Origin of the sequence: Leptospira neocaledonica, from assembly GCF_002812205.1 — a bacterium.
GTDB lineage: Bacteria > Spirochaetota > Leptospiria > Leptospirales > Leptospiraceae > Leptospira_B > Leptospira_B neocaledonica.
Genome location: NZ_NPEA01000007.1, coordinates 96768 through 108480 on the forward strand (window position 1 = coordinate 96768; position 11713 = coordinate 108480).

10 protein-coding genes are annotated in these 11713 nt (G+C 41.7%); 3 read left to right on the plus strand and 7 right to left on the minus strand.

Going from position 1 to position 11713, the window contains the following annotated elements; all coding sequences use genetic code 11:
• Window positions 1-5 precede the first annotated feature (5 nt).
• The 7 genes from CH365_RS13455 to CH365_RS13485 all read right to left on the minus strand — a co-directional run bounded on the left by CH365_RS13455 (window position 6) and on the right by CH365_RS13485 (window position 6550).
• Window positions 6-1991: a hypothetical protein gene (locus CH365_RS13455; RefSeq protein WP_244283195.1), complete on the minus strand. Its 1986-nt coding sequence runs from the start codon at window positions 1989-1991 to the stop codon at window positions 6-8.
• Window positions 1992-2127: 136 nt separating this feature from the next.
• Window positions 2128-2580 carry a TraR/DksA family transcriptional regulator gene (locus tag CH365_RS13460; protein ID WP_086445833.1) on the minus strand — a complete coding sequence of 151 codons (453 nt, stop codon included), beginning with the start codon at window positions 2578-2580 and terminating at the stop codon, window positions 2128-2130.
• A gap of 12 nt (window positions 2581-2592) precedes the next feature.
• The gene (gene rpmG / locus CH365_RS13465; RefSeq protein ID WP_010514486.1) at window positions 2593-2745 is read right to left on the minus strand and encodes a 50S ribosomal protein L33; all 153 of its coding nucleotides are present in this window, start codon (window positions 2743-2745) and stop codon (window positions 2593-2595) included.
• A 124-nt stretch (window positions 2746-2869) separates the two neighbouring features.
• Window positions 2870-3835, minus strand: coding sequence for a bile acid:sodium symporter family protein (locus tag CH365_RS13470; RefSeq protein WP_100769092.1), 966 nt, complete (start codon window positions 3833-3835; stop codon window positions 2870-2872).
• A gap of 3 nt (window positions 3836-3838) precedes the next feature.
• Window positions 3839-4984, minus strand: coding sequence for an aminotransferase class V-fold PLP-dependent enzyme (locus CH365_RS13475; protein WP_100769093.1), 1146 nt, complete (start codon window positions 4982-4984; stop codon window positions 3839-3841).
• Window positions 4985-5112: 128 nt separating this feature from the next.
• The gene (locus CH365_RS13480; RefSeq protein WP_100769094.1) at window positions 5113-5853 is read right to left on the minus strand and encodes a ferritin-like domain-containing protein; all 741 of its coding nucleotides are present in this window, start codon (window positions 5851-5853) and stop codon (window positions 5113-5115) included.
• 67 nt (window positions 5854-5920) lie between these two features.
• Window positions 5921-6550, minus strand: coding sequence for a lysoplasmalogenase (locus CH365_RS13485; protein WP_100769095.1), 630 nt, complete (start codon window positions 6548-6550; stop codon window positions 5921-5923).
• A gap of 103 nt (window positions 6551-6653) precedes the next feature.
• Here CH365_RS13485 and CH365_RS13490 point away from each other — a divergent pair, with 103 nt between their 5' ends.
• From CH365_RS13490 to scpA, 3 genes are read left to right on the plus strand one after another with little or no spacing between them, the layout of a single operon-like run.
• Window positions 6654-7646, plus strand: a complete 993-nt coding sequence (locus CH365_RS13490) for a TerC/Alx family metal homeostasis membrane protein (RefSeq protein WP_100769096.1) — start codon at window positions 6654-6656, stop codon at window positions 7644-7646.
• Window positions 7647-7657: 11 nt separating this feature from the next.
• Entirely contained in the window at window positions 7658-9535 is a 1878-nt protein-coding gene (locus tag CH365_RS13495; RefSeq protein ID WP_100769097.1) for a methylmalonyl-CoA mutase family protein, read from the plus strand.
• A complete protein-coding gene (scpA, locus tag CH365_RS13500) occupies window positions 9532-11709 on the plus strand; it encodes a methylmalonyl-CoA mutase (protein ID WP_100769098.1) in 2178 nt (725 codons plus the stop codon). The genes CH365_RS13495 and scpA overlap by 4 nt, the downstream gene beginning before the upstream one ends.
• Window positions 11710-11713 lie beyond the last annotated feature (4 nt).

Below are 11713 nucleotides of genomic sequence, written 5' to 3' on the forward strand. Positions count from 1 at the left end.
TAATCTTAACGGATCCGGTTCAGACCGTCAAAATCATCCGTTCCAATATAGAACTCAGAAGGCCCAGCTTGGTACCAAGAGATCCTCATCACTTTAGCAGTTAATGTTTTGGCTCCTGCAGGAACTCCCAAACCTACTTGGTTGACCATCGTATTCAAAGGTGTACTTCTGGATTGTAATTCCACACCATTTTGGTCCGAGAAAATCCAACGAATATAAACTGGTTTTCCTGCTTTAGGCGCTTCTTCCAAAGCGATACGTAAGCTAATATTTCCTTTATCACCCAAAATCCAAGAAGTTCCCGAACGGAAAGAATGATATCTTCCCCCGGCCTTCTCCTGGAATTTTGCCTTTGCGGAAAGTTGATAGGTCTTTCGTTCTTCGTATCTGAACTCCGGTCCTTGCAATTGAGAAGATTGTCGGATAAACGCTTTTGCAGTAAGCCCCAAACCGAATAGCAGACAAACAAGATTGAATGCAGGAACCATCCACCATTTAGGCAGAGTCCGGGTAGAAGGTCCGGAGGCACTTAAAAACCATATTAATAGAAAACCTAATATCCCGGCGCCGCTCGTCCAAGGTTCAAAAAATGTAACAGGAAAGAATAGAAGAGGTAAAAACCAATAAGAAGTTCTGGTGAATGATTCCAAACCCACCCAAGCAAAGAATAACAAGAAGAATAAGATCCCACCTTCGGAAAGTAAAAACACCCAAGAAGTTAATGCAAAATCTTGGATTCCGTTGGGAGGATACGCTCCTCTTGGTCCGGACTCGATCCAATGTAAAGCAAATCCACCGAATCCCTGCCCAAACACCGGAGCTTCCTTGAACCAGTTCCATGCGGATAAAGTTTGCACCCATCCATCTTTCCAGAAAATTTCCAACATTTTGGAAAAGGTTTTCCCCTTAGTCCATGCGTTAGACGAATCTTCTCGGATCAACTGCCAAGGAGTGAAGGACCAGTCCATTCCACCTATAAAGTAAACCCCGGCCAAAACAGAGAGAGTCCCAAGTACCACGAATGGAATAAAAGAATATTTCCAGATCGGATTCCTAAATCCTCTTTGGTAAGTAAGCCCTATCACCAAAGCAGTTTGGAAAATAATCAAAAGCCAATAACCGGAACTTTGGTATCTTCCCGCAAGCCCGAGCGAAAAAAATACGACAATACTTAATAGAACTCTAGAAGAGATCCTCCAGTTCCTGCTATGGATCTGGTAAAAGAAAAATCCGAATAAGATTGGCATTCCGATTCCAAAAGAGGCGGCATCCGGAAAGAATGCAGAGACTCCGAATGTTTCCGCATTCCCTGCAGTAAAAGGAAAATCTGTAGAAGGAGCAACTCCTTGGATAGCTCCTAAAATTAAATTCGCAGTGAAACCTGCAGTGATTCCGGTTCTCCAATGTTTTCCAGGAGGATCCGTATCATGCGAACTTGTTTCTTCTGCAAAGAAGTACAGGAATGCAGATAACCAAGAACCTATACTATCTAAGCTCAATGCGAATGCGTATTTAGAAGAAATCCCCGAAGAATATTCAGTATCCTGTAAAATCCAAGAAGTCAAAGGATCCGTTCCGAAATAGGCAAGCAGTCTATCTAAGAGCAAAAAGAAAGCTAAGATCAAAAATGCAGTTCTAGGATTTTTAGTGAACTCCAAAGAATTCTTATAAGGACGATTTATGTAAAAATATCTTAATACAGGGTCGTCATCATTTGCAGGATGTCCGTAAAAAGTGGAGATATATTGCCTTAGGAAAATCCCGAAAATCGCGCCGGCAAATAAAGCAGATAAGTATAAATATCCACCTTCTCCATAAAGTAATAATCCGGGAGAAAGTAACGCGAATGCTGCAGTGAACATTCTGCCGGACTTTCTATGATGAAGATTGGGAAGTAAACCGGCCAGGAATTGGATCCATACAATTCCCAGGTTCCCATCTGGATCTCTTACTATGAGTGTCCAACGAAGCAATAGGTAGGACAGGATCACTGTTAAAATCAGTGTAAGAAAGGTAGGAGTTTTAAGAGGCCTCAATCGGGCGAAAAGATTTGGCACGAATTGGAAATGCTCGCCGAAAACGAGTAGATTTCAATCTAAAAAAATAGGCTGGATGGAGCGCGGAGAATTAATCGTCCAGAGAATCTGGATCGGACGGAATTTTATAGGTCCCGGTCAAGGTAGCGGAAAGCGGACCTTTTTTGCCGGAAGCCTTATGTTTGGAAACAGCCTCGGCGTATTCTACAGTATAACGAGTCCAAGGAATCGCCTTCAGTCTGGCTAAAGGAATTTTTTTGCCGGTCCCCTCGCAAATGCCATAGGAACCGTCCTCAATTTTCTCGAGAGCCACGTCGATTTCTCGGATGGTCTCGATCTCTGACTCGGTTAAAACGGAACTCAACATCTCTTCGTTGATTTCCGACGCGATATCTGCGATATCACCCATTTCTTTCAGGCCGGAAGGTTTGCTATTATCTTCCCACTTCGCATACTTCTCCAATAGAGAGTTTTTTCTCTCCAAAAGAAGGTCCGATATTTCACTCAGGACCTTTTTATCGTATGCAGCTTTTTTAGTTACCATCTGGATTCGGAATTATACCTTAGATTCCTTATGTTCGACGTGGGCACGGCAAAATTTACAGAATTTTTTCGTTACTAACTTCTCGGATTTCGCCTTTTTGTTCTTAGTCTGGAAGTAAGAATTTTTCTTACAAACCTGGCAAGAAAGCTTAATGATCTCTCTCATGACGGATGATACTCTTAGCTAAGATTGTCCAAAATAATGGATTCACCGATTAGACCAAAATTTTGGCCGCTCAGTTTACCCTATTCGGACTGATTATGCTATAAAAAAAAAGGATAACCAAAAATCAAGGAAGATCGGCCGAAATTGTCGATTTTTCCCCTTCTTCCTGGGGAATGGACCTTCTCCAGATCCCCGCGAGAACACTTCCGATCAAAGAATGCACAAAACTGGAAATTGCGGCGGGAATCGCCACTAAAGGGTCCGAAAAATTGTTTCGGGAGAGTACTGCACCCAATCCGCTATTTTGCATCCCCACTTCAATGGAAACTGTACGAGCTACTACAAAAGATTTGGTCCCAAAATAAGCCGCCCAATACCCGAAAAAGTACCCTGAAATATGGAGTAAGAATACGGAAGAAATCAGATGAAATCCGGAACTGATCACCGCCTCTTTTCCGGAACCTATGATGGAAGCAACAATCAGAGTGATAAGTATCACTGCGATCAATGGAGAAACGATCTTCACCTTTTCCGCAAATTTAGGAGTATAACGATTTAATAAAATTCCTAAGATAACGGGGAGGATCACTACTTGGACAGTATCAAAAAATAAGCCGGAAGCATTTGCGCCTACACTATTCCCCACCAAAAACAGGGTAAGGAGAGGGGTCATAAGCACGGATAAAACCGTGGAGATCGCAGTCATTGTAACTGAAAGTGCAAGATCCCCTCTTGCTAAAAAGGAAACTACGTTAGAAGCAACTCCTCCAGGACAACAGGAAACTACTATGATACCAACAGCCAAAGGAGCAGGAAGTTGGAAGAAGTTTCCCAAAAACCAACCTGTTAAAGGCATGATGGTATATTGACCGATCACGCCGATCAGGATCGGTTTAGGAGCTTTGAATACTCTGGTAAAATCTTCCGCCTTCAAGCTGATCCCCATTCCGAGCATTGTGAGTCCTAGACTGTAAGTGATCCAAGGCCCCTTAAATCCATGAAGGACCGAAGGAAAAAACCAACTGAATGTCACACCGCAGACCACCCAGAGTGGAAATAATAGTGCTGCCTTTTCGAAAAGTGAAGCCACTGGTTATCTCGAGAGAAGGTCCACTACTCTGTCCAATTGTTCCTTGGCCAGATAAATATGGGGAGAAAAACGAACTCTGCCTAATCGAAGCGCACACATTACTCCGTTTTTTTTGAGATGAGATACCATGTTTTCCATGGACTCTCCTTCTTTTTCTGCGACCACGATCCCGGTTTTAAAATCGGGAAAATGGTCGGAAGCAAGTTTCCAGCCTGCATCCCTGAGTTTATCGGAAAGATAATCTGCAAGTTCGTAGATCCTTTCCATAGAGTTATGAAAGCCAACTTTATGAAGCATTTCTAATGTGGATTGGAAATAGACCCAATCTATAAAATTCACAGTAGAAATTTCGTAACGATCCGTACCTTTTAACTCTTCTCTATAAGGCAGATACACTTCGTCGTTTACTACGGAACCAGTGCCCTTGAACGGGAAATTTAGGCCCTCTAATTTCTCTTTGGCAATGTATAAAACTCCAAGTCCTAAAGGCCCTAGTAACCATTTCCAAGCAGGAAAAGCCATATAAGAAATTCCCATTTCTCTAGGGCGTACAGGAAGAAGTCCCACTCCTTGGGCCCCGTCCAGAACGAACTCGATTCCTTTTTCGGCCAGAAAACTACCGATCTCTTCCAAAGGAAAAGGCATACCAGTGCACCAATGTACTGCGGAAAGGCTCACTACTTTTACGTCTGGAGTGATTGCAGATTTTAGATTTTCCAAAAACCCGTCTGGAGTCTCGGACATTGGCACAAAAGAAATGGTAACTCCTTTTTCTTTCCAATGTTCCCAAGGATAAATATTAGAAGGATATTCGTTTTCTAGGAGAAGGATCCGATCTCCTGCTTTGAGTTTCAAACCCAATGAAATAAACCCGATCCCTTCGTTCGTATGATGGATTAGAGAAAGTTCATCCGCTTCTACGCCTAATAATTCCGCGAGAATGGTACGGATCACTTTTTTAACAGTCGGATATCTGCGTACTTCTGTTTGGCCACCTTTAGCAGCGTAACCTTGTAGGTATTCATTGACTGCATGGATAGTGTCCGTATTTACGGGGGTGGTCCCGCAATTATTTAACCAGATCATTTCCCGGTTTACCGGGTACAAATGTTGTAGTTTGGTCCAATCCGGACTAGGATTCGTTTTCATCTCGGGGCCAGATTGGATCTATCCTTAGGAGGGAAAACTTCTTTTTTAAGAACTTCTTCCAAAAGGTTTAAACTCTACCCCGCAAATAAGCGGAACCGGGAAGCAAATGTTTCCCGGTTTTCTAGTTCTTACTTTTTCTTTTTAGAAGCTGCCTTTTTTTTGGGAGAAGCTTTTTTAGGAGCAGGCTTTTTCTTAGCTGCGACCTTAGCTTTTTTAGGAGCTGCCTTCTTTACTACCTTTTTAGCTGCTGCTTTTTTAACAGGTTTAGAAGGTTTTAAACCTTTAGAAGTCTTATTGCTAGGCTTAGAATTTCCTACTGCTTTTGCTACTTCTTCTGCTTGTTCGTCCCAGAAGTATGCTCCGCCGGCGGAACTAGTCTGATCGAATGTGTTCAACTCAGCTTCCAGCAGGGATTGGTAATTATGGCTGTAATCCATAAGTTTAGAAAACAATAATTTAGTATTCGAATCTTCGAACTTAGTAGTAAGCTTTTCGTAGAATGCTACTGAATTCTCGGCTTCTCTGATCGCAAGTTCAAGCGCCTCGTGAGCATCTTTGGATCCGGAACCGGTAATGGTACGTTCCACCTTATTCATGATCTTTTGGATGGTGGTTTGGTGGAATTTATGGATGGCAGCCAATTGTTTTAAGTTCGGAAGTTCGGCACCTTCTGCGACTTGATAGATCTCTTGGATAAACTTAATATGTTCATCCACTTCCTCAGCGAGTTTTTCGAATAATTCCCTAGTTCTTCCCGGAGGGAGTTTTTCGTACGTGTCCATGTAAAATTCGAAGTAGTCCTTCTCATGCTGGATCACAGCCGCTACGGCTTCCAAAAATGTAGTTTCTTTTAAAGGTTTAATACTCATTCTGCATACTCCGGTCGCGACAATTCTAGAGGATTTTCAAGTTGGTTCAATAATAATTTTTTCTATTTTATTCCTCTTCCTCTTGGGAAAGATAGATTAAAAATTGAGCTAAATAGTAAGTCGCCATCACCCAAACTCCGTGGAAAGGAAGTTTGTTCGGAGTGAATTGTCCGAGCGCGATGATAGAATCAGAAATAATAAAACTGATCGCTCCTAAAATTCCCAACCATCTGTCTCTGGAAGAAACTTCTCTAGCGGCGGATCTCCAACCCATCACACAGATCGCGGATACGTAAACCGCGACCGGGATGGTTAACGCAGATGCAATCCCAGGAAGAAGCCAATAAAAATAAGAAGCTCCAAAAATTATATATGGGATCAATCTAAGAAAATGTACTGGATTCCCCCAAGAAAAGCTAACGGAATATGCTACCTGAGCGATCAAAAAACTGCCCAAACCGAAAACAAAATATTTGTCCGGAAAAGCTAGGATCGTATCTCCTCCGAGTGAAAATACGAGACCAATCCCGAGCCAGATTCCTGCTCTAGTTTTCCATCTTCCTTCTCCCACACTTAACGCGATTAAATATAGAATGGGAACAATTTTGGAAATCAAACGAACTAGAAATATGTCTGAACCTAAAAATAGAACTCCCAAATGAACAAGGGCCAAAATCGGGAATATAATATAAATCATTAAGAGCTCCTAATCTCTAAACACCCGGCGATTTGGGATTGTCTTCCTGATCAAACCGAGGAACCTGTCTTTCAAAGGCCCAAATTGGGCCTCGGAAGCTGCGATGATCTCGTTTAGCCAAAAAGATTCTACACTTTTTCTTATTTTTTCTGTCGTGGTAGGCCTTTTGATTTATTTGGACCTATTCGTAATGAATAAAAGAGCCCATAAACTCTCTCTCAGAGAGTCGGGATACTGGACTTTGTTCTGGGTAACTCTTGCAGTCAGTTTTTCACTTTTAGTTTATATCTTCCACGAAGATCCGAGTAACCCAGGTCTTGCAAAACAAAAGACCCTGGAATTCTTAGCGGGATACCTTCTGGAATATTCACTTTCTGTGGATAATCTTTTCGTGTTCATCATGATCTTTGCAAAGTTCAGGATACAGTCCCAGTATCAACCCATGATCTTAAAATGGGGAATTATAGGTGCATTAATCTTCCGAGCGGCAATGATCTTTTCCGGTGCGGAACTAGTTTCTAGATTCGAATGGATCCTATATATTTTCGGATTTTTACTCCTCTACTCCGCTTGGAAGATGTTCTTCCACGACGAAGAGGAAGATTTTGATCCGGATGAAATGAAACTTATTAAGTACGCTCGCAAAATTCTTCCTATGTCCAAAACTTTCCATCCGGAAAAGTTTTTGGTAAAAGAACATGGAAAAACTCTTTTCACTTCTACATTCTTGATACTGATCGTCGTGGAATTCAGCGATATTCTTTTCGCGATCGATTCTATTCCTGCAATTTTCTCAATTACACAAGATAGTTTTATCATCTATACTTCCAACGTATTTGCGATCCTAGGACTTAGATCCTTATTCTTCCTTTTGGGAGGAGTGATGGAACTTTTCATTTATTTGAAAAAAGGAGTCTCCTTGCTTCTGGCGTTCGTTGGAGTAAAACTTCTTCTTCCTGCGTTTTCAGGATACGTTTTCGGAAGGGTGATCCATGTTTCGATCGAACTCTCTTTGATCGTAATCGTAGGAGCTTTGACAATTTCCATCCTAGCCTCCATTCCTCATTATCTTAAAACGAAAAAAGAAGGAGCCTGACGGCAAATCGAATGGCATCAGAAAAACTTTTCTCCGAATTTCCACCGGTTTCAACCGAAGAGTGGACGAACCTAATCCAAAAGGATCTTAAAGGTGCGGATTTCGAAAAAAAACTGGTTTGGGAAACCCAAGAAGGATTTAAGATCCTACCGTTTTATAGAAAAGAAAATCTAAAAGGAAAAGAATGGCTCCTTTCCAATTTACCAGGAAAATTTCCTTATCTTAGATCTACCCGCAAACTTACAAATGATTGGAGTATCAGACAAGACATCGATACTCCCGATCTAAAAACTGCAAAAGAATTAGCTGTAGAAGCAATCGGCAACGGAGTTTCTGCCCTGGGACTTGTGCTTGCGGATGTGGGTTCCGGCAGAAAAGGAATACAGATCAAAAACGAAAAGGATCTGGCATTCTTATTAGAAGACCTTCCTCTTAATGAGATCACTCTTCATTTTGTTGCAGAAGAAAAATCTCCCGAACTTTATTCCTGGCTTCCTAAAAACAAAACTCTTGTGGGGGGACTCGGTTATGATCCTTACAGAATTCTCGCAAGACAAGGCCATTCCGGCGGACACGGTCCTGAAACTTTAAAACCGATCTTAACTGAACTTGCAGGAAAATGGAAAAATTTCAGAGCACTCACAGTTCATTCTTCTACATTTAGAGACAGCGGTTCTACAATTGTTCAAGAACTTGCTTATACTCTCGCTCTTGGTTCTGAATACTTATATCGTTTGGGAGAACTAGGAGTTTCACCAGAAGTAGTGAACTCTCAGACAATTTTCCAATTTACGATCGGTCCGGATTATTTCTTAGAGATCGCAAAGTTCAGAGCAGCCAGAACTCTTTGGGCGGAAATTTTTTCTTCTTATTCTTCCGATAAGGGGGAAGCTTCTCTACCGTTTATAGAGGCAGAAACCGCAAGGTATAATTATGGGATCTATGATCTTCATAATAATATTTTGAGAGGAACTACTGAAGCAATCTCTGCAGCAATCGGCGGAGCTGAGATCATCAATGTTCTTCCATTTGATCATTTATTACAACCTGCAGATTCTTTCTCTCTTAGGATCGCAAGAAACGTTCAATTACTTCTAAAACATGAATCTTATTTGGATAAGGTGGCTGATCCTTCTTCTGGTTCTTATTATCTAGAAACAATCACAGACCAAATCACAGAACAGGCTTGGAAATTGTTTACGGAAGTAGAGAAGGACGGCGGATTCCTGGAATGCCTAAAATCCGGTAAGATCCAATCTTCCATTTTAGAATCCAAAAAGAAGAAGGAAGAAAATTACTCTACTCGTAAAGAAATCTTCCTTGGAACAAACCAATATCCGAATTCTAAAGATAAGATCCAAAACAAAGATCTAAATAAAAACATCAAGTCTTCCGGGCTCGCCTCCTCGGCTAACGAACTTAAAGTAGCAGCCCTTCCTGAATTTTTTGCAGGAGATGCAATCGAAGAGATCCGGATAAAAACGGAAAACTACGAAACCAAAAACAAAACTTCTGTAAAAGTACTTCTTCTTCCTTTAGGTGACCTAAAAATGAAGAAGGCAAGAGCGATCTTCTCTCTCAACTTTTTAGGATGTGCAGGATTTAATGTAATCGATCCTGGAAGTTACGAAACTTCAGAAGAAGCAATTGCTGGGATCCAAAAAGAAAATCCTCAGATGATCGTCTTCTGTAGTTCCGACGAAGAAGTGACATCCTATGTGAAGGATATTCTTTCTAAATTAAAATCCAAGCCTCTTGTATACGTGGCTGGATATCCAAAAGATATTCTTTCCGAACTGGAATCTGCGGGTGTAAACGGATTTATCCATGTTCGATCCAATCTATTAGAAACACTTTCCGATCTTCAAAAAAGGCTGGGAATCCAATGAAAAGACCTACATTCTCCCCCAACAGAACCCCGGTAAATGACGACACTAAATTCGAATCCTGGTCCAAAGAGGCCTTGGACGAATTAGGACTTTCTAAATTAGAAGAAACGATTTGGAATACTCCCGAAAAAGTTCCTGTCAAACCGGTATATGTTCCTAAAGACGTGGAGTCCCTGGAACATCTGGATTATGCGGCAGGAATTCCTCCGTTTCTACGCGGGCCTTATTCCACAATGTATGTCCAACAACCTTGGACAATCCGTCAGTATGCTGGCTTCTCTACTGCCGAGGAATCAAATGCATTCTATCGTAGAAACTTAGCAGCAGGACAAAAAGGTCTTTCTGTTGCTTTCGATTTAGCAACTCACAGAGGATACGACTCCGATCACGAAAGAGTTTTAGGAGACGTAGGAAAAGCTGGAGTCGCAATCGATTCGGTTCTGGATATGAAGATACTCTTCGACCAGATCCCTTTAGATCAGATGTCAGTTTCCATGACAATGAATGGAGCTGTAATTCCTACATTAGCTTTTTATATTGTAGCTGCAGAAGAACAGGGAGTAAAGCCGGAACAACTTTCAGGTACCATACAGAATGATATCCTAAAAGAGTTCATGGTGCGGAACACTTACATTTATCCTCCTGAACCTTCTATGAAAATTATCGCTGATATTTTCAAATACACCACTGACTTCATGCCTAAGTTCAATTCAATCTCCATCTCCGGCTATCATATGCAGGAAGCAGGAGCTACTGCGGATATAGAACTTGCTTATACTTTGGCGGATGGGTTGGAATACCTACGCACCGGTATTAAGGCAGGAATGGACGTAGATAGTTTTGCACCTCGTCTTTCCTTCTTCTGGGCAATTGGTATGAACCATTTTATGGAAATCGCCAAGATGAGAGCAGGAAGACTTCTTTGGGCAAAACTCGTAAAAACGTTTAACCCTAAGAGTAATAAATCCTTAGCTCTTCGAACTCATTGCCAAACTTCCGGTTGGAGCTTAACTGAACAGGATCCTTTTAATAACGTAGGAAGAACTTGTATAGAAGCTCTTGCTGCAGCCCTTGGTCATACTCAATCTTTGCATACAAATGCACTCGACGAAGCAATTGCATTACCTACTGACTTCTCCGCAAGGATTGCAAGAAACACTCAGATCTACTTACAAGAAGAAACAAATATTCACAGAGTTGTGGATCCTTGGGGTGGCTCTTTCTATATTGAATCTTTAACTTCTCAACTTGCTGAAAGAGCTTGGGAACTTATCCAAGAAGTGGAAAAACTGGGTGGTATTGCAAAAGCAATCGAAACCGGAATTCCTAAAATGAGGATAGAAGAAGCCGCTGCCCGTAAACAAGCAAGGATCGACTCCGGCAGAGATGTAATCGTAGGTATCAATCGTTATCGTCCTTCCAAAGAAAATCCTTTGGAGATCTTGGATATCGATAATACTGCGGTGAGAGAATCTCAGATCCGTAAACTAAACGAACTTAAGAAAAATCGAGACAATGCAGCAGTGAGTGCCGCATTAGATGCGATCACTGAATGTGCTAAAACAGGAAACGGAAACCTGCTTGCACTTGCTGTAGATGCGGCTAGAAAAAGAGCAACCCTTGGCGAGATCTCTTTCGCTATGGAGAAAATATTCGGCAGATATAAATCCGTCACTCATATGATCAAAGGAGTGTACTCGGAGGAAATCATGGATGATCCGGATTTCAAAAAGGCAAAAGAACTCTCCGCAAAATTCGCAAAGTTAGAAGGAAGACAGCCTAGGATCATGGTCGCTAAGATGGGACAGGACGGACATGATAGAGGTGCAAAAGTAATTTCCACAAGCTTTGCAGATATGGGATTCGACGTTGATATAGGACCTCTATTCCAAACCCCTGGAGAAGCAGCAAAACAAGCCATCGAAAACGACGTGCATGTTCTCGGAGTTTCAAGCCTTGCAGCAGGTCATAAAACTTTAGTTCCTCAGGTAATCCAAGAACTCAAAAAACTAGGAAGAGAAGATATCCTAGTGATCGCAGGTGGAGTAATCCCTCAGCAAGATTATGATTTCTTGTATAAGTCTGGAGTGAATGGGATCTTCGGGCCTGGGACCAAAATCTCCAAAGCAGGTGCAGAAATCCTAGAACTTCTGATCAAGAGTGTAGAAGGTTAATCTA